This is a genomic window from Pararhizobium sp. IMCC3301, from assembly GCF_030758315.1.
Classification (GTDB): Bacteria; Pseudomonadota; Alphaproteobacteria; order Rhizobiales.
Map to the genome: position 1 here is coordinate 1,138,573 of NZ_CP132336.1, position 17,936 is coordinate 1,156,508.

The following is a 17,936-nucleotide window of genomic DNA, read 5'->3' on the forward strand; positions in this document are numbered from 1 at the left end:
GCCAAAAAACCCTTTCGCGGAGCGCTCGAGACAAACCGCTGCTCAACTTTGACGCACCAAATGATGAATTGGGTGAGCCGAAAATGACAGGCTCGCTGGCGCAGTTTGCAACAACAATTGTCCAGGAACTGCTTACTCGGCTTTCCTCAAAATAAGCGGCAATCTCCCATGACCCAGTACTATGCCGGAAAAGCACACAGAATACCTTTTGCTATGATCGGCGGCGGCTTTGGTTCGGCAGTCGGTGTCAGTCACCGTGATGCGGCCCAGATGGGAGGTGTCTTCGAGCTTCAGGCAGGCGTGTTCTCGTCAGACCCAAAGCGCGGCCGTGAGTTTGGCGAAACAGTCGGTGTCGCTTCACAGCGATGCTATGCAACCGTCCAGGAGCTGGTGCAACACGAATCCGGCAGGAAGGACGGGGTCCGCCTCGCAACGATCGTTACTCCTAACGCCCTGCACGCCCCTGCCGCGCGAACGCTCATGGAGGGCGGAATCCATGTCATGTGCGAAAAACCAATGGCCATATCTCGCGCCGAGGCTGTGGAGCTTCGCTCAATTGCAGGCCAACGGGGATTGGTGTTTGCACTGGCACATGCATATTCGGGCTATGCGATGGTGCACGAGGCTCGCGCGCTGGTCGCACAAGGTGCCATCGGTCGGGTCGTCATGCTCCAGGCTCAATATGCGTCCGGATGGGCCAGTCTTCCCATTGGCAAGGATGCAAAGCGTGGAGCGCTCTGGCGGACTGACCCGGCACAAGCCGGCCCGTCAAGCGTGCTTGGCGATCTTGGCACCCATGTCCACCATCTTACCCGATTCATTACCGGACTTGAGATCACGGAAGTCGCGGCCGAACTGACCTCGATAGTTCCTGGCCGCACCGTCGACGATACGGCCGAAATCCTGTTGCGGTTCGACAATGGCGCATGCGGAATGATGTGGGTCACTATGGCCGCTGCCGGCAATGGAAACGAACTTGGTATAAAAGTTTTCGGAGAGAGTGGTCAGATAGCGTGGGAGCAAGAAACACCAGACATTCTGACCATTCGGCATGTGGATGGAACCGCCGAATTGCGTCGACGCGCTATTGTGACCAATTCAGTGTCTGCCACGATGGCACGTCGACGGCCAGGGCAGCCAGAGGGCTTTGTCGACGCTTTCGCAAATCTTTATCGTAACGTGGCCCGCCACCTGGATACCCAGAGCACAGCCTGTATGGATGCCCTGCCGGTCATTCCCGATGCCCGTGATGGAGTCTTCGGCATGGCGTTCATCGAGGCAGCAGTCGCATCCTCCAGCAATGGCGCGGCCTGGACCAAAATTCAAGGAGATTGACTATGAGTGACGGTTTGGGCATCGCTGTGGTCGGCGCGGGTTTTATTGGAAACGTGCATTCAAAATGCACCCACGAAAATCCACGCACACGCATTTCCGCCGTTTTCGACACCAATGCAGAAGCCTCTGGGCTGCTCGCGGTTAAATATTCAGCCAGGCATGCCACGTCACTGGATGACGCCATCGCCGACGCTGACTTGGTCATCATCGGCACGCCAACGAACACCCATGGCGATATCGCTCGGCTCTGCATCAAGAAAAAGACGCCATTCCTTTGCGAGAAGCCGCTCGATATTGATTTGCAATCCGCAATGCTCACTGCCCGGTTGGCCGCAGAGGCAGGTGTGTTCGCTGGAATGGGATTGAACCGCAGATTCGATGGCCAGTATCAAGCACTTCATGAGGCAATCGGCAGCGGTGATCTGGGAAAGGTCGAGATCATCCTGATGACATCGCGTACCCAGTCTCTTCCACCAATGGAATATATCGCCAAATCGGGCGGGCAACTTCGCGACAAGGGCGCGCACTGGTTCGATATGCTTTGCTGGCTAACGCGTGAACGTCCAAAGGAGATTTTTGTGCATGGCAGCTGCCTTATTGACAAGCGATTTGCTGAACATGGAGACGTGGATACAGCGACAATATCGATTGAAATGGAGAGCGGTGCCCTTTGCCAAATGAATTTCAGCCGCCGCACCGCCTATGGATATGACGAGCGGGTCGAGATTGCAGGATCAACTGGCATGATGCAGGCCTGCCCTCCTATCCCGATTAACGTGCATCATTTCCATGGCGACAAGATCACACAATGTGGCCTGCATCCAGATTGGTATTCACGCATCCAGGGTACCTACCCCGCCCAGCTCGATGCCCTGGTCGACGCGGTAGAGGGAAAGGGCGAATTCCCCAGCTTGATCGATGGCCTTGTGGCCGAAACCATTGCGGTGGCTGGCAACAAATCGTTAGAGCAGCGAATGCCTGTCTCCATTCTGTACGATTTTGACATTTAGGAATTGAATCAGGGAACCGATTTGACGGGATCAGACACGATGCCTGACGCCTATCTCCGATTAAAGTTGGAATACCAATCAACGCTATCTGTCACACAGTGGTCTTCAGCGTCACGGTTGTTTTCAACAATCAGCACCTCGTGGCGCTCCTTGGAAATATCAATGGCGACCAGAACGGGAGCGGTCCGTGCAATTAGGATATCGGTCATTGTCGGTCTCCTTTGCAGTGTGGTTTGTGCAAAACCACTAAAGAGACCTGAGGCTCGGCTGTATGGATGATGCAAGCTATATCACCGGCCAGACCATTTATGCCGATTGCGGCCGCCTGGCGCTGAATTATACCGTCGCGGTGGGTGACGGGTAGCGTCGACGTGCTGGGCATCGCCATTGTCCTTCCTTTGCGATTGGCCTATCGCATGGCCATCGTTTTCAGGGTCGGATTTTGACAACAAAATGGCTGCCAGATAGGCGAGGGAAACCGCAATAGCCATAGTACGAAGTGGATAGTCGACCAGACTGTGCAGAGCGATTCCGAGCATCGACAGGAATGCGGCTTCCGCCAGGGGTGAGCGCGTCATATGGCGGGCACAAGTGATCAGAACAGCGGCGATCAACAGGGCACCTGCAACTCCCGTTTCAAGGACAAACTCCAGATAATCATTATGAGCATGGTTGATGTATGAGTTTATGATATCCGAGGTTTGCTCATAGGCCGGATAGACAAGTGGAAATGTGCCGAGTCCGGAGCCCGTCACCCAGACGTCTTTAATCGCACTCCATGTGGTCGCAAATATCGCCGGACGCAACTCGCTGTCGAGCGATGAATCGACCCCAAAACCGGCTGCTGCTGCGACAAGTCCCAACAGGCCGGCCGCAAGGGCGCCCGCCGCAGTGCCTCGCGTCCGCTTGCGCCGCATGAACCAGAGCAGTGAAACCAGGCTCAAAATCGTCACGAAAGCCATTCCGGCGCGCGATCCGACTGCAAAAAGGAACGCCACAATCAGGACCGCCAAAAATACAAAGAGGACAATGTGGCGGTGGCGCACCAACAGAGTGAAGGCCAGGAGTGGAATCATCATGAATACCAGGCTGGAGAGGTGATTTTCATTGGCAAAGAGACCTGAGCGGATTGTGAACGGAAGCAGACCGTCAATTGCGATCTGTTTTCCATAAGAAAGCTGAACTATTCCCACCAGCATGTTGACAAATAAGCCGATATAGAAAACCGGCAGGCACCGTCTCAGATCATGATCGGAAAATCGGGCCAGAAACAGGAAGAACCCCACTGCGCAGAGTGCAAACAGCCCGGACTCCAGACTTCGGTGCGGCGCTGGTGAGAAGAAGGACCATGATGATGCGCCACTGGGTTCCAGTGGGTACGGTATCGAACGCAGGACTGGAATAAACTGCATAAGGACCAGAACGAAGGCCGCAATTGCGATGAAACGTCCCGTTAGCGTTAGCCGATTGCTGCTGAATCCCGCAACACCGACTATCAGAGCGGGCAGTGAGAGGAATTCAACAAGATGGTCAGTCCAAAGTCCTTGGTCCGTTCCGCCGCCAATGATGAGCGCCGTCAGAATAACGAAACCGGCGTAGTAAACCGGCATGGAGCGGTTCAGGTGCCGGGTCATTCAGTCCACCGCCCGCGTCACGGCCACCTGTTTGAGTCGAAGCGTTCCCGAGTAGCGATTTCGCCAGCTCATCGCCATTTGGGCGTTGAAGACCAATATGCGTTGCAACGCACAGTCCTGGGTTGGAACCTGCACCGGAATGCTGTCAGTCCGCTCTTCGATTGACCCTTGTTCAAAGGACATTGAAGCAAGTGACCGATTATCGCCGACACAGCGCATGACGAGTTGCAGTGGTTTCGGCGTCTTCAAATCGAGTGCGGAATAATCAACCGTAAAATTGTACTTTCCCGGGGCAAGCCGGATGAGTTGTTCAATATTGTTAAACTGAATGGGTGTGTCGAGAAATCTGATCGACAGGCTCTGCTCCGGGGTGGACGCCAGGCTCTCTCCAGCAATATTGGCCAGGGTGTTCAACTCGAAACTGACGCCAGTCTGAGGGCGAATCCGCCAGTCGAACGGGTTGCCCGATAAAGGAAGTTGAAAACCTCCATTGTAGATATAACCAACTTCCGCACCGGTATCCTGGCCCCGGGTCAGCAGAAACAGCAGATAAGCGTTGGCATAGAGCTGCTGGCCAATAAAGGCAGTGGTCAGCCGGTTGATCAGATCTGCAAGTTCGGGCACGCCCCTTTCGTGCCATTCCAGCAAAACGGTGTATGCGCTCGCCATCCATTCCTTTTGTTGTATCAGGCTGGCAATCAGGAAGTTGCGAAGCGATTTCTCCGTGGCAAAACGGTCCACTAGCAGCGCATAGGCTTGCGGGTCGGACAGGATGGCTGGCAGAAGAGGTTCAACAGTTTTCCAGCGGTTCGGCCAGCGACGGGCAATAATTTCAAGTCTTTTTGCAGCATCCACAGGGCGTGTTTGCAGTACGTCTAAAAAAGCCATTCGCGTCAGCGCGTGTATCTCGGTGGGCAGCAGGGTCAGGGCACGGCTGTAGAGGCGTTCGGCGACGTCCTGATTTCCAGACCGTTCCTCGGCAATTCCGAGCAGGCTATAAAACCGCGCATCAAGAGGCGCAAGCTCTAAACCGGTGCGGATGAATGGTTTAAGCGTTTCGGATTCATTTTGTGATTGAAGTTGTTCAACCACCTCAGTAACGCGCGCATCCGCCAGCAGCGGATTGAAACGAAGAGCAAGACGTGGTGCAGAGGATGCGGCGAGGCTGCTCAGCCCATTAACCAAGACGGCGGCGGAAATGATCAGCGATATCGGAACCGCCACGAGCCAGCCGAGAGGTGAGGGTTTTCTTTTTGCCGCGCTCTGAGCTTGCATGGTTTTCTATCTCAATTGAGGCGTTTTCATAGCCATAATAATTATAGTCCATATAGCGGTATGAGTAATTATAGTCGAATTTATCGATCAGGAATTTGTTCAGGGCCGCGCCAACCACGTTCCCGCCAGCATGACGCAGTCTTGCAACAGCGTTTTTTGCGCTTTTTCGGGTTACCTGCTTTGCGGCAACAACCAGCAGCGTGGCGTCGGCCATTCGGCACAGAACAGGGGCATCTGCCAGACCAAGCACCGGAGCAGAATCGATGATTACAATGTCATAGGTGTTGGCCATGTGGCGCAGAGCGTCGGCCATTTTCTGCGACATCAAAAGCTCTACCGGATTGGGCGGTATGGTTCCCGCTGGAAGCAGCGTGATCAGCGGATTTTTAGTTTTCTGCAGGATGGAAGACACGTCACCCTGACGCAGCACATTCGACAAAATATTGCTCAAACCAGCGGCATTGTTGGTCTTGAATAAATGATGCATGCGCGGTTTGCGCAGATCCGCATCCACAACAAGGACACGGCGACCAAGGGCGGCGAAATCCTGGCTGAGCTTATAGACAGTTGTGGATTTGCCCTCACCTTGTTGAGAAGACGTGACCACGAGGGTCTGCATGGCATCGCCTGTCCCGGTAAACTGCAAAGAGGTTCTGAGTGACCGGTAAGCCTCTGACAGTGGGGATTTGGGGTCCTCCATCGCTATGGTCAACTGCTCATCATCAGGTTGACTTGGAAGAATCCCGAGAACCGGAAGGTTCAACTCATCCTTGATCTGATCCGGATTTGTGAATGTGTTGCGCATCAGTTCGAGCACATAGATCAGCATTGCCGCGACGGCTGCAAACAGGGCAAGCGAAAAGGCAAGACTTTTTTTCAAATTGGGCGAATAGGGGGCTCCCGGCGCCACCGCAGTTTCAATGATATAAGCATTGGCGGTTTTGAGTTCGGATCCTACTCCGACCTCATTCAATTTTGAAATCAGCGTTTCATATTGGGTGCGATTGGAATCAACTTCGCGCTTTAAAATAGTGTACTGAATGTTTTTATCCTGGAAATCGGACTGAGCCGCCTCAAGCAGCGCCAATTCCCGTTTGAGCGCTGCGACTTTTTCTTCCGCCTGTTCATTCTTGATTTTGGTTGATAGCGCGATGGCACCGATTTCGTTCTGTATTTCTCTCTGCAACTCGTTGATCTGCGCTTGCATCCGCTTCATTTCCGGGAAGTCCGGCTTCAGCGTGCCCAGCTTTTCCTTGTATGTTGCATTTAATTCAATTATTTTTCGCTTGGTGCTTTGGATTGACTCGCTTGCAAAAACATCTGGCAAAATCTCCGCATTGCCTGCTTGCACCTGATCAAAATAGCGATTGGCTTCCAGGCGTTCCTGCATCGCATCGCTGAGAGCACGGTTGAGTTCCGAAATGTTTTCGGAAATCAGGGAGGCGTCGCTGCCGGTAAGCGTAATGCCAGCCTGTTTGGCGTAATCAACCAGACTCTTTTCCGATATCTGCAGGCGCTGCTTTGTTTCCTGCACCTGCTCCTGGATGAATTGGCGGGCCAGATCCGAAGTCTCGCTAGTTTTGTCGACATTCTGATCCGTGAAGCTGCGCACCACCTGATTGGCAACCTTGGCAGCATATATCGGATTGGCGTGACTGTAGGACACCGACAGGATTGATGTGTTTCTCAAAAGCTCAACCGACAATCCACTTCTGATCTTGGAAATTGCAAGCGCTTCACGTTGCTCGGCACTCAGCTTTTCAAGTTCAGCCGTTGGCCTTGCTCCGGTTACCCTGTTGACAAGATTGATCAGGGAGAAGGAGGGGGTTGGAGCGAGAAATCGCTGATCCAGCGGCAGGTTTAACGCAAAGGCGACCCGCCTTGCCAAATCGCGGCTTTGCATTTTTTCGCGCGCTGTTTCAAAAGCTCTGAGGCCACTTGACTGCGTCATGACTTCAAGGTCTTGAATGACGCGGGCACCTTGCGCCTCGATCTCAACCTTTGTTGATGCCCTGTAAAACGGCGTTTGCAGATAGGTGTGAAGAACGCCGATCACCAGACCAGCCGTCAATAAAGCCGCAATAAGCCACCGATAGTGGATTGCGTACCATATCAGTTTCAGAGGATCGAGACTGTCCTCCTCCTCGGCCGGCGGCGCATAATATCCATAAGCAGTCTGCGGATTGTAAACCATCCGGCCCTCGGGAATTGCCTCTATTCCCTGGATATTGCGATTGGGTTCGTGTTTGTTCAAATCAGGTCCAGTTGTGTCTCACGTCCAGTTGTGTCTCAGGATAAGCGGATCATATGGTAACCCGTTTGCATTCATTGATAAGACAAATCAAAAAACCGCCAATCTCGTCGCACTTCCCGCAAGTCCGAGCGCCTCGCGCAGGCCTCGCATAGCAATTTTGGAACCGGACGAAAATGACACGATGACATCTCCACCAAATATTCGGGGGTCCGCTTTTTTACCGTTTCGGATTTCCTTGACATTGTAGTTGGCCACCAGTTTTTCGCCGTCAAAATCACGAAAGACGTATAATTTGGTAGTATCCGCAATTTCCTTAAAGCCACCTGCCTGTGCCACTACCTGCAACAGGCTGGAGGTGCTGGAGACAGGATAAATGCCGGGTTTTTGAATGGCACCATCCACCGTTACCCTCTGTCCTGCAGATTCTTTTACGAAAACTGAAACTTCGGGGTTCTGCAGGTACTTCTCGCCATAAGCCCGCTCGATATCAGTTTCCAACTGCGAAATGGTTTTTTTACTGGCCTGAACTGACCCGATCAGGGACAATGATATTCTTCCATTTGGATCGATGCGGACTTCGCGGTCCAGTTCATCAACTTCAAACACATCGACTTCCAGCAGATCATTCTCGGCCAAAGGCTGTTCCGCTCCTTCATTCGTATTCTTGGGAGGCGGCAGCGCAGACACAAGCCTGAGATTGCCATCTTTGGTTTGCTGGCCACTGGAAAAATCTGAGGAGGAGGAGTCCAACCCGGCCGTCGAGCAGCCTGCGAGAAACAGAATCAGCAATCCTGGAAAGAATATGCGCTTCAATGTATCAACCTGTTCTGTTCGAAATTCCGGATGAGCCAAGCGCAATTCGAAGATGCCCGACAGAAGTGTTTAATCTCAAAGCCCCACATCTTAGGGGAGTGTGGAACACATTTATCAAAACTATATAAAGCAAGCTCTCATTATTGATCAATGATGGCGGAAATACAACTCTTGATAAGCGAACTTACAATGATTTCCGGCCTGGCGATCAAGCCGATCCCGCGCTAAACAAAGGATGCGCTTTGTCACACAACGGTAGCAAGGCCGCAATAAAACGGGTATTGGGCCAAAAGGCTTGTTTTGGCTCATCATTGCTCACCCGGTCAGGAGTGGGTTTGAACCCCGGATTTGTTTCCAAGTGCGAAACGGAAGGGCCACACATTTAACACAAATTTATTTCACCGATATTACAATAATTTATAGTTGCTTCAAGTTTGACGCGTATGCTAACAGGAATTACTCGGAAAGGATGAATATGCAACAGCTCTCTCACTTGGCAAAATTTGTTTTGATTTTGGCGGTTGGGTTCAGTACTGCCCCTGCCTTTGCGCAGTCGGCGGGTTGCGCTTGCACGACGCCATATCCTGCATTTGGCGGTTCAACGGGCCAGCTCACGACTGTGAGTGGACAAGTCCTTGTATCGCAACCGGTGGGATTGACACCGGCACAGACTGGTGCGGGCCTGGCGTCCGGCTCTCAGGTGCTAGTTGGGCCGAATTCCTCTGCAATTGTCGTCTTTGGAAGTTGTAATCTGAGCGTTGGCCCAAACTCAGAGCTGACTGTGATTGATACAGGCGCGGATATTTGTCTCCAGGTTGAGGGCACCGGCCGTCAGGCATTAAGACCTGATGATTCGATCAACCCTTTCGTGTTTGGTGGAATTGGTATTGCGGGAGCACTCGGTATCGCGGCTTTGGCCAGTAGCGGCGGAGACGGTGGTTTTGCTTTGGGTGGTGGCACCGTTCCCGTTAGCCCCTGACTATTTTGGCGACAGTCCTTGCACAACTTCAATCTTTGATTTTTTTAATTTGATTTTCGGATTCGCTGCCTGACCCGACACTGCGCGATTTGGTGCGATCTAGGGCGCGTTCCGGTTGTTCGGAACGCTCGTTGGCCCCATTGCATGATAGATATTCACAGCCATATTCTTCCCGGATTGGATGACGGTGCTGCCAATCTGGAGGTTGCGCTGAAAATTGCTCGGCTTGCTGTCGCGGATGGTATTCAGCAAATGGCGTGCACACCGCATGTAACGCCCGGTCTCTACAACAATACGACTGCCGGAATTTCACAAGCCGTAGAGGCGCTTCAAGAAAGTTTTTTGCAGGAAGACATACCTCTTCAACTGTTTGTCGGGGCAGATATTCATGCAACTCCCGATATTACCATGCGGCTGAGTGCAGGTGAATTGCCGACGCTGAACGGGTCGCGCTATTTCCTTTTTGAACCCTCTCATGACGTCGCACCACCAGGATTGCTTAATCTGGTCAAGAATCTGATTGGCAAAGGGTTTTTCCCAATCGTCACTCATCCGGAACGATTGCGCTGGATTGAAAAACAGTACAAGCTTGTGATTGATATGCGCAACGCTGGCGCGCTGATACAGTTGACGGCGGCGTCTATCGTCGGAAAATTTGGCTCCAGAGCCCAGTATTGGTCGGAGCGTATGCTCGATGACAGGCTTGTTGATGTTGTTGCGTCTGATACGCACCACCCAATCAGGCGCCCTCCCCTGCTTTCAAAAGCGCGAGACAGTATTTCGTTACGAATGAGTGAGAAAGAGGCCGTCGAAATGACGGTTCATACGCCACAAGCTATTCTTCAAAATCAGGACGTGTCGCGTCGGCTTGGGTGATCAATAAAGCGCATCATGCCAATGAGTCATGTCCCCAAATCAAATCGGGACTATTTTGAGCCGAAGCCGCTCAATATGATACGGATTGTTCTCAGCGCGATCAGAAAATCCAGCCAGGGCGAGAGATATTTCACGTAGAAAAAGTCATATTGTAATTTTACATGCACCTCTTTTGGGTCCGCCACATGGCCTTGGTTGATCTGTGCCCAGCCGGAAATTCCAGGGCGCACCACATGACGATAGCGGTAAAACGGCAGTTCAGCCTCATACCATTGCGACAGGCTAAGTGCCTCGGGGCGCGGCCCGATCCAGCTCATGTCGCCTGACAGTATATTCAATATCTGCGGCAACTCATCAATTCGGTATCGGCGTAACACCCGTCCGATTGATGTAATTCTCATGTCATCATGCTTCGTCATGAAGCCTTCTCGCTCGGGTTCCTGCTGCCCTTTTGGACCCGGCTGCGCCCCCCGGTGCACCATTGTCCTGAACTTCCAGACCTCAAAACATCTGCCTCGGTAGCCCGTTCGCACCTGCCTGAAGAAAACCGGCCCTTTGGAAGTCAGTTTGATCACAGGTGCAATGACGGCGCATAGTAGAATGAAAAACGGAAAAAGAAGAAGTGCAACCACCCAGTCCAGCATATGCTTGATTTTCAAAGAGCCAATGCCCGGCAGCAACGCACCCAGATTATTTTCCGATAGGTGTTCGATTTGAACCCGACCCGTAAGTGATTCAAAAACCTGCTTGAAATGATAGACAGGTTTTCCCGCCAAGGTACAATCAGCCAGAAACCGTTCCCACTCGTCTGGCAAATCGCTGCGCAAGTCGGCGATAACGCTTGAATACTCCAAAATTGAATCGTCGGGATCTTGCAAATAGCTGCACTCGACACCACCAAGCCTCGTCAATTCATCAATCTGTCCGCCGGGCACCAATGCCAGCTTCAACTTTTCAAATTTCTTGGAAATTAAATGATATCCGCCAAACCAGAAAACAGATAGCAAATAGCTGGAGGCAAACAGGAACCGGCTGTAGTTCAAACGTGTTAGGAGAAATACAATCAGCATCGCTGCAAATGTAGCGCTCACAATAAACAGAATACGCGAGCCTGATTGAAGGCCTGGAAAATTGTTCATCCTGCGCAGGATGCCATAGGCGATGGTCACCGCAAAAGCTGCCGCAAAACTTGTATTCACAGTGCTTTCGGAATATCTCCCGAACAGAATTGAATGATCCCTGATCACTGTGGGTAAAAATACACATAGCAAGAGCGCGCCGATCAATTGAAATCTGCTCTGCAGGAAAAATTGTGGTGGTCTCAATCTATCCTGTTGTTGAGGTCTCATCTAATGTGCACATCGAACAGTGGAGCTATTGTCAAATCTGGTGTTTGAAGTTTTTGGAACATGCTGCGATCTGGTCGTTGTGTTTGGTTTCAATTCCGTCTTTGAATTTCACACCTGTGATGACTTTGACCCGATTGTCAAAGCCGCGCAACCTTCGCCAATTTTTTTCGCCACTCTGCCCCGGCTTGAACATCATGTGCAGCATGCCATCGTGTAACAGGAGGCCTTTTGAAGGTTTGGTTTGATGCCTGATTGTGGCGAAGGCAGGTTCACTCGGATTGCTGGCCCGGTTGTTCAGCCAGCGGCCCGTTTCTTGTCTGTCGGCGTTACCAATGACCTTCATCGCGGCACCGTAGGAGCGCAGCCTGTCCGTCACGATAACTTTCGGATTTACAAAGCGTTTCATTGTTTTTCTTGGGAATTTCAATGCCACTTTGCGATCACGGCGCTTGGTTTCATAGGTTTCCAGGACCTCGCCTTCGTGATCTGCGGCGTGCATTCGAAAATGCTGCTTCGCCACTCTGCCCGCTTCAACCAAATTTGTTTTGACAGTGCCGTTTGCGCGGAGCGAGCTGTCCGTGATGGAATCTTTTTTGATCGCTGAGAAATCGACCATCATCCCATCAATAGCGATTTGATGCATGCAACACCTTGAGCGACGAGTTCGGCGTCGCCGCGGGCCTCCACGTTCAAGCGAACCAGAGGTTCTGTGTTGGAACTCCGCAGATTAAAGCGCCAGTCACCGAGGTCGACCCCAAGGCCATCCAGTGTATCGATTGCTTTCGCTTCTTGCTTGAAAACTTTAACCACGCGCGCGATTGCAGCTTTGGGATCGTCCAATGTAAAATTGATCTCACCAGAAGATGGGTACGCTGTCTTGCGACTGGCGACTAGTTCAGCAAGCGGGCCATGGAGGCTGACGAGTTCGGCCACGAGAAGCCAGGGGATCATGCCACTGTCGCAGTAGACGAAGTCGCGAAAATAGTGGTGAGCCGACATTTCACCGCCGTAGACAGCATTTTCGTCCCGCATTGCTTGCTTGATGAAGGCGTGCCCGGTGCGAGCTTGGACCGCCCGACCGCCAGCCTTTGAAACGATGTCTTGTGTGCTCCAAATGATGCGGGGATCGTGAATGATAGTTGCGTAGGGATTTTTTGCCAAAAAAGCCTCCGCCAGAAGGCTGACCACATATTCGCCATCAATGAACGCACCTGTGTGGTCAAAGAAGAAACACCGATCAAAATCACCATCCCATGCCACACCGAAATCGGCACCCGTGGTTTGGATTGCTTCGGAAGTTGAGGTTCTATTTTTGGACAAAAGCGGGTTTGGGATGCCCTGCGGAAAAGTGCCATCAGGTTCGTGAAAGAGCGTCTCGAACTGCAGCGGGGCGCCAATTGCTTTGAGGCGTTCAGCGATTGCGTCGAAGGTTGGTCCAGCGGTACCATGACCAGCGTTGACCAGTATTTTCAGTGATTTCATGGCTGCGACATCGACGAAATTGACGACTTTGTCGACATAAGCCGCGCGTGCGTCTTGCGCCACATGGCTCGTCTTGCCCACTTTGCTAGATGCCCGGAAATCGTCCCGTTCGGCTAATTCCTTAATTTTGGCCAGGCCCGCTTTTGTATCAAGTGGAGCGGAGCCGGCTCCGACCATCTTCATCCCGTTGTAGTCCATCGGATTGTGGGACGCCGTCACACAGATCCCACCGTCTGCCATAAAATGCGTCGTTGCGAAATACATCTCTTCGGTGCCGGAAAGCCCAAGATCCAGAACCTCACACCCTTCATCCTCGAGGCCTCGCGCAACACTGGCAGCCAATGCTTCCGAAGACGCTCGAACATCTCGTCCGAGCATAACGACTTTGGCTCCCAAAACCTGCGCAAAAGCGCGGCCGATGCGATAGGCAATCCCCTCATCAAGATCGATGCCGAGGCGACCACGGATATCATAGGTCTTGAAGCAGGTAAGGTGGCTCATCCCTTTGCTCCCTGACCGCGGGCATACACATCCTCGAATCGGATGATGTCATCTTCGCCGAGGTAAGCGCCTGTTTGCACCTCGATGAGGGTTAGTGGCACCCTTCCTGGATTTTCCATTCGGTGCACTGCGCCGAGGGGGATATAGACGGACTGGTTCTCAGACACGAGTGTCACGGTATCGTCGATCGTTACCTTGGCGGTGCCTTCGACGACGATCCAGTGTTCGGAACGGTGGTGGTGGCTTTGCAGGCTGAGTGCTGCGCCCGGATGCACGACTATACGCTTCACCTGAAAACGGGCGCCGATCACAAGGCTTTCGTACCAGCCCCAAGGGCGGTAGTCGCGAGGCAGTGTCTCTGCCTGTACTGCGCCGCGTGCCTTGAGTTCGGTGACTGCCTGTTTGACCTCTTGCGAGCGGTCTTTGTGCGCGACAAGCACAGCATCGGGCATGGCGACGACGACGATGTCTTTGAGGCCGATACCCACGAGTACCTGTGCCTCACTCGTGGCCTGCAGCAACGTGTCGATGCAGCCGATGGCGGTGGCTTGTCCCTCTCTTACGACACCTGTCGCATCAGGAGTGTTCTCGCGCCAGACGGCCTGCCAGTCGCCCAGATCCGACCAGACGCCGCCATATGGCATCACCGCAAGATTCTCAGCCCGCTCCATTACCGCATAGTCGATAGAGATATTGGGCAGCCGCTCCCATGCCTCTGGCCCAAGGCGCGTGAATGCGAGGTCCTGCTCTACCGACGTAAGGGCCGCGCGGGTCACCTCGAGCGTCTCTGGCGCATGCGTCGCGAAGGCCTCGAGAATCGCGGTTGTCGAATAGAGGAAGATGCCTGCGTTCCACAGGTGCATATTGCCGGCCAAGAGGCGTTCTGCGGTGGCAAGGTCCGGTTTTTCAACAAAGCTCCGCAGCGGCTGCAGGACGGGCGCGAAGTCGGTGGTCGGGGCCTGCGAGAGTTCGAGCCAGCCATAGCCGGTCTCAGGCCGGTCGGGGCGGATGCCGAAGGTCACGAGCTGCCCAGCCTTAGCGGCGGGGATCGACGCCTTCACCGCGGCGCGAAAACGGACTGCGTCGGGGATCACATGGTCGGACGGCGCGACGAGCATCAAGGTACCGGGCGCGCGGGTCTCGAGCGCCAAAGCGGCGGCGCAGATCGCGGCAGCAGTGTTTTTCGCTGTTGGCTCAATCAGGATGTCGGCAGGGGCGATCTCCAACGCAGCCAGTTGCTCGATCACGACAAAGCGGAAATCAGACGTTGTTACCAAGGTCGGTGCTGCGAAACCGTCACCTGCAACGCGACGCGCCGAGACCTGGAAAAGGCTTTCCTCACCGATAAGCTTGACAAATTGCTTAGGGTAGGATTTGCGCGAGAGCGGCCAAAGCCGTGTGCCCGAGCCGCCGCAAAGAAGAACCGGGTGGATCGTATTTGTCATGAAAATCTCTCTAAGCTCTGATGGTCTCTTTGTTATCGAGGAACCAACGATATATCCCGGCGACCCCGTCTTCCAGGCCGATCTCAGCTTGCCAGCCCATCGCTGTCAGGCGTGACCCATCCATCAGTTTGCGCATGGTTCCGTCAGGCTTGGTTGGGTCTGTGGCGATCCTGCCCTGAAAGCCCGTTACGCGCGCTACAATCTGCGCAAGTTTAAGGATTGAGATTTCCGTGCCCGAACCCACATTGATATGGCTCAGCATTGGAAGCGTATGCGCATCATATTTGTCTTTGGGCAGGTCAAGTACAAAGAGCGATGCCGCAGCCATGTCATCCACATGCAGAAACTCGCGCCGTGGTGTGCCGGTGCCCCAGACCACGACCTCTGGCGCGCCGTCCCGCGCCGCCTCGTGAAAGCGCCGGATCAGGGCCGGCAGGACGTGGCTGTTGTCGGGGTGAAAGTTGTCGCCGGGGCCGTAAAGGTTGGTGGGCATGACCGAGCGGTAATCACGACCGTGCTGACGGTTGTAACTCTCGCACAGCTTGATGCCGGCGATCTTGGCGATGGCATAGGGCTCGTTCGTGGGCTCTAGCGTGCCGGTCAAAAGCGCGTCTTCGGCCATTGGTTGTGGCGCGAGGCGGGGGTAGATGCAGGACGAGCCGAGGAACAGAAGGCGCTGCACATCCGCCGCATGGGCCTGATGAATGACGTTGGCCTCGATCATCAGGTTGTCGTAGATAAAGTCCGCCGGATAAGTGTTGTTGGCATGGATGCCACCGACGCGCGCGGCGGCGAGGATCACCACATCAGGGCGTTCGCTTTGCATGAAATCACGCACTGCAGCCTGCTCGGTCAGATCCAGTTCTACGTGGCTGCGTGTGATAACCTCGGCACCGCGTGCGGCCAGCTGCCGCGCGATGGCGCCGCCGACCATGCCGCGATGCCCTGTGAGGTAGATATTCATCTCTTCAGCTTTCCAGCGCCATGGGCAGTTCCAGCCCGTGCGTGCGTAAGAGGGTCGTGCGTTTGGCCGCGCGGAGGTCTTCTGCAACCATCTCGGCACACATCTCCTGGGCGGTGATCTGCGGCACCCAGCCGAGGCGGTCTTTGGCTTTTGTGGAGTCGCCCAGGAGGGTCTCGACCTCGGCGGGGCGGAAGTAGCGCGGGTCGATGCGCATGATCGTGCCACCCGGTTTGATCGCAGGGGCCGCGTCGCCGGTAACGGCCTCGACGATGGCTGTCTCCTGCAAACCCTCGCCCGCAAAGCGCAGGGCGATGCCCAATTCTGCCGCCGACCATTTGATGAACTCGCGCACGGAATACTGTTTGCCAGTGGCGATGACAAAGTCGTCAGGTGCCTCTTGTTGCAGCATCATCCACTGCATGCGGACGTAATCCTTGGCATGGCCCCAGTCGCGCAGGGCGTCGATGTTGCCCATATAGATGCAATCTTCGAGGCCTTGGGCGATATTGGCCAGACCACGGGTGATTTTGCGGGTGACAAAGGTCTCGCCGCGCCGCGCGCTCTCGTGGTTAAAGAGGATGCCGTTGCAGGCATACATGCCGAAGGCCTCGCGGTAGTTCACGGTGATCCAGTAGGCATACATCTTGGCCACGGCGTAGGGTGAGCGGGGGTGGAAGGGCGTCGTCTCGCGCTGGGGCGTTTCCTGCACCAAGCCGTAAAGCTCGGAAGTTGAAGCCTGATAGAACCGGCAGGTCTTCTCGAGGCCCAGAAAGCGGATCGCTTCCAGCAGGCGCAGCGTTCCCATGGCGTCCACATCCGCGGTATATTCGGGTGCCTCAAAGCTCACCGCGACATGGCTTTGAGCACCGAGGTTGTAGACTTCGTCGGGCTGCACCTCCTGAATGATCCGCGTGAGGTTCGAGGAGTCCGTCAAATCGCCATAATGGAGCCGCAACTGCGGGTTGGTGACATGCAGATCCTGATAGATATGGTCGATCCGCTGGGTATTTAGTGACGAGGCGCGCCGCTTGATCCCGTGCACCTCGTACCCCTTATCCAGTAGAAATTCGGCCAGATAAGATCCGTCCTGACCCGTGATCCCGGTGATAAGCGCGCGTTTGGTCATATTTCTTTCTTTCTGTTCGGCATGAACTGTCCGATCTTGCCGGCATTCTTAAAAAGTAACGTTCCCAGCCCCCCGACCCGATTGCTGCGCAGAGCCCGGTAATCTTCTCTACTTTTCTTGAGAATACGCTCCAAAGATTGATTACTTTCACCGCCAACCCGCATCTTGACGAGAACTTCGGGTATATAGGCCAGTCTGATTTGCTCCGTCCAGAGCCACCGCAAGATCGCATCGTAATCGGCGGAAATGGTATAGCTCGTATCGTAGTTGCCAAAGTTCTCGAAAACGGATCGGCGCAGGTAGAGCGTCGGATGTGGCGGCATCCAGCCGCGCTTGAGTTTGGCGGGGTTGAAGTCGCCCGACTTCCAGTGACGCACGACACGACTGGTGTCTGCTGCCGAAACATAATCCAGGTCACCGTATACGCCTTGCGTTTGCGGGTCGGAAAAAGCCTGCGCCACTTTTTCGAGGACGTCACGGCCTGCAAAATAATCATCTGAATGCATCAATCCGATGACGTCTCCAGACGCGCGCGCAATGCCTTTGTTTATTGCGTCATAGATACCCTTGTCTGACGCGCTTACGATATGTGTTTGCGGGTTGGAAAGAGCGCTCACTACATCCAGCGTTCCGTCCGTCGAACCACCGTCCTGGACTATATGCTCGACGCTCCGATAGCCCTGGCCTTGTATGCTTTGCATGGCCTGACCAATCGTCTCGTAGCGATTGAAGACGGCTGTGATGATGCTGATTTTCAAATGATTTAGGTCTTCAAATAGTGATCAGGTCTTTGCCCGATTTTGGTGGAGGAGAGGCCACAAAAATCCACAATAACCGCAAGCCCTACAAAAGTCAGAAAATAAAATGCCCGATAACATGCAATATCGGGTGTT

15 protein-coding genes and 2 pseudogenes are annotated in these 17,936 nt (G+C 53.9%); 5 read left to right on the forward strand and 12 right to left on the reverse strand.

Annotated features, from left to right (window positions below; genetic code table 11):
• Positions 1-168 precede the first annotated feature (168 nt).
• Together RAL88_RS05425 and RAL88_RS05430 are read left to right on the forward strand one after the other, a co-directional pair.
• Entirely contained in the window at positions 169-1,335 is a 1,167-nt protein-coding gene (locus RAL88_RS05425; RefSeq protein WP_306267818.1) for a Gfo/Idh/MocA family protein, read from the forward strand.
• Positions 1,336-1,349: 14 nt separating this feature from the next.
• Positions 1,350-2,345 carry a Gfo/Idh/MocA family oxidoreductase gene (locus tag RAL88_RS05430; protein ID WP_306267820.1) on the forward strand — a complete coding sequence of 332 codons (996 nt, stop codon included), beginning with the start codon at positions 1,350-1,352 and terminating at the stop codon, positions 2,343-2,345.
• 50 nt (positions 2,346-2,395) lie between these two features.
• Here the strand turns inward: RAL88_RS05430 and RAL88_RS05435 are convergent, their stop codons facing one another.
• Complete coding sequence (locus tag RAL88_RS05435) at positions 2,396-2,554, reverse strand: hypothetical protein (protein WP_306267822.1); 159 nt, start codon at positions 2,552-2,554, stop codon at positions 2,396-2,398.
• A gap of 65 nt (positions 2,555-2,619) precedes the next feature.
• Here RAL88_RS05435 and RAL88_RS05440 point away from each other — a divergent pair.
• Positions 2,620-2,709 (forward strand): annotated as a pseudogene (locus tag RAL88_RS05440) (dehydrogenase); the annotation flags it as partial.
• Between the two features lie 256 nt (positions 2,710-2,965).
• On the opposite strand, the pseudogene RAL88_RS05445 reads toward RAL88_RS05440, so the two are convergent.
• The 4 genes and pseudogenes from RAL88_RS05445 to RAL88_RS05460 all read right to left on the reverse strand — a co-directional run.
• Positions 2,966-3,979: pseudogene (locus tag RAL88_RS05445) on the reverse strand (O-antigen ligase family protein); the annotation flags it as partial.
• Entirely contained in the window at positions 3,980-5,254 is a 1,275-nt protein-coding gene (locus RAL88_RS05450) for a hypothetical protein (RefSeq protein WP_306267824.1), read from the reverse strand. It lies immediately after the preceding pseudogene.
• Positions 5,157-7,508 carry a polysaccharide biosynthesis tyrosine autokinase gene (locus tag RAL88_RS05455; protein WP_306267825.1) on the reverse strand — a complete coding sequence of 784 codons (2,352 nt, stop codon included), beginning with the start codon at positions 7,506-7,508 and terminating at the stop codon, positions 5,157-5,159. Before RAL88_RS05455 ends, RAL88_RS05450 begins: the two co-directional genes overlap by 98 nt.
• Before the next feature lie 87 nt (positions 7,509-7,595).
• Positions 7,596-8,144 (reverse strand): polysaccharide biosynthesis/export family protein, encoded by a 549-nt coding sequence (locus RAL88_RS05460; protein ID WP_306267827.1) that lies wholly within the window; start codon positions 8,142-8,144, stop codon positions 7,596-7,598.
• A 646-nt stretch (positions 8,145-8,790) separates the two neighbouring features.
• On the opposite strand from RAL88_RS05460, the gene RAL88_RS05465 reads away from it, so the two are divergent.
• Both RAL88_RS05465 and RAL88_RS05470 read left to right on the forward strand, forming a co-directional pair.
• Positions 8,791-9,300 (forward strand): hypothetical protein, encoded by a 510-nt coding sequence (locus RAL88_RS05465; RefSeq protein ID WP_306267828.1) that lies wholly within the window; start codon positions 8,791-8,793, stop codon positions 9,298-9,300.
• 144 nt (positions 9,301-9,444) lie between these two features.
• Entirely contained in the window at positions 9,445-10,176 is a 732-nt protein-coding gene (locus RAL88_RS05470; protein ID WP_306267830.1) for a tyrosine-protein phosphatase, read from the forward strand.
• Positions 10,177-10,226: 50 nt separating this feature from the next.
• On the opposite strand, the gene RAL88_RS05475 is transcribed toward RAL88_RS05470, so the two are convergent.
• The 7 genes from RAL88_RS05475 to RAL88_RS05505 form a co-directional block, all read right to left on the reverse strand.
• The gene (locus RAL88_RS05475; RefSeq protein ID WP_306267831.1) at positions 10,227-11,375 is read right to left on the reverse strand and encodes a sugar transferase; all 1,149 of its coding nucleotides are present in this window, start codon (positions 11,373-11,375) and stop codon (positions 10,227-10,229) included.
• A gap of 181 nt (positions 11,376-11,556) precedes the next feature.
• Positions 11,557-12,168, reverse strand: a complete 612-nt coding sequence (locus RAL88_RS05480) for a DDE-type integrase/transposase/recombinase (protein ID WP_306267833.1) — start codon at positions 12,166-12,168, stop codon at positions 11,557-11,559.
• Positions 12,141-13,508: a phosphomannomutase gene (locus tag RAL88_RS05485; protein ID WP_306267835.1), complete on the reverse strand. Its 1,368-nt coding sequence runs from the start codon at positions 13,506-13,508 to the stop codon at positions 12,141-12,143. Before RAL88_RS05485 ends, RAL88_RS05480 begins: the two co-directional genes overlap by 28 nt.
• The gene (locus RAL88_RS05490) at positions 13,505-14,953 is read right to left on the reverse strand and encodes a mannose-1-phosphate guanylyltransferase/mannose-6-phosphate isomerase (protein ID WP_306267837.1); all 1,449 of its coding nucleotides are present in this window, start codon (positions 14,951-14,953) and stop codon (positions 13,505-13,507) included. Before RAL88_RS05490 ends, RAL88_RS05485 begins: the two co-directional genes overlap by 4 nt.
• Before the next feature lie 10 nt (positions 14,954-14,963).
• Positions 14,964-15,917 carry a GDP-L-fucose synthase gene (locus tag RAL88_RS05495; RefSeq protein ID WP_306267839.1) on the reverse strand — a complete coding sequence of 318 codons (954 nt, stop codon included), beginning with the start codon at positions 15,915-15,917 and terminating at the stop codon, positions 14,964-14,966.
• A gap of 4 nt (positions 15,918-15,921) precedes the next feature.
• Positions 15,922-17,043 carry a GDP-mannose 4,6-dehydratase gene (gene gmd, locus RAL88_RS05500; protein ID WP_306267841.1) on the reverse strand — a complete coding sequence of 374 codons (1,122 nt, stop codon included), beginning with the start codon at positions 17,041-17,043 and terminating at the stop codon, positions 15,922-15,924.
• Complete coding sequence (locus RAL88_RS05505) at positions 17,040-17,801, reverse strand: glycosyltransferase family 2 protein (RefSeq protein ID WP_306267843.1); 762 nt, start codon at positions 17,799-17,801, stop codon at positions 17,040-17,042. Before RAL88_RS05505 ends, gmd begins: the two co-directional genes overlap by 4 nt.
• Positions 17,802-17,936: the final 135 nt, after the last annotated feature.

Coding starts and splice junctions, on each gene's coding strand:
- RAL88_RS05425 (WP_306267818.1), top strand. CDS start 169: ATGACCCAGTACTATGCCGGAAAAGCACACAGAATACCTTTTGCTATG.
- RAL88_RS05480 (WP_306267833.1), bottom strand. CDS start 12,168: ATGCATCAAATCGCTATTGATGGGATGATGGTCGATTTCTCAGCGATC.
- RAL88_RS05490 (WP_306267837.1), bottom strand. CDS start 14,953: ATGACAAATACGATCCACCCGGTTCTTCTTTGCGGCGGCTCGGGCACA.
- RAL88_RS05435 (WP_306267822.1), bottom strand. CDS start 2,554: ATGACCGATATCCTAATTGCACGGACCGCTCCCGTTCTGGTCGCCATT.
- RAL88_RS05470 (WP_306267830.1), top strand. CDS start 9,445: ATGATAGATATTCACAGCCATATTCTTCCCGGATTGGATGACGGTGCT.
- gmd (WP_306267841.1), bottom strand. CDS start 17,043: ATGACCAAACGCGCGCTTATCACCGGGATCACGGGTCAGGACGGATCT.
- RAL88_RS05465 (WP_306267828.1), top strand. CDS start 8,791: ATGAATATGCAACAGCTCTCTCACTTGGCAAAATTTGTTTTGATTTTG.
- RAL88_RS05495 (WP_306267839.1), bottom strand. CDS start 15,917: ATGAATATCTACCTCACAGGGCATCGCGGCATGGTCGGCGGCGCCATC.
- RAL88_RS05450 (WP_306267824.1), bottom strand. CDS start 5,254: ATGCAAGCTCAGAGCGCGGCAAAAAGAAAACCCTCACCTCTCGGCTGG.
- RAL88_RS05485 (WP_306267835.1), bottom strand. CDS start 13,508: ATGAGCCACCTTACCTGCTTCAAGACCTATGATATCCGTGGTCGCCTC.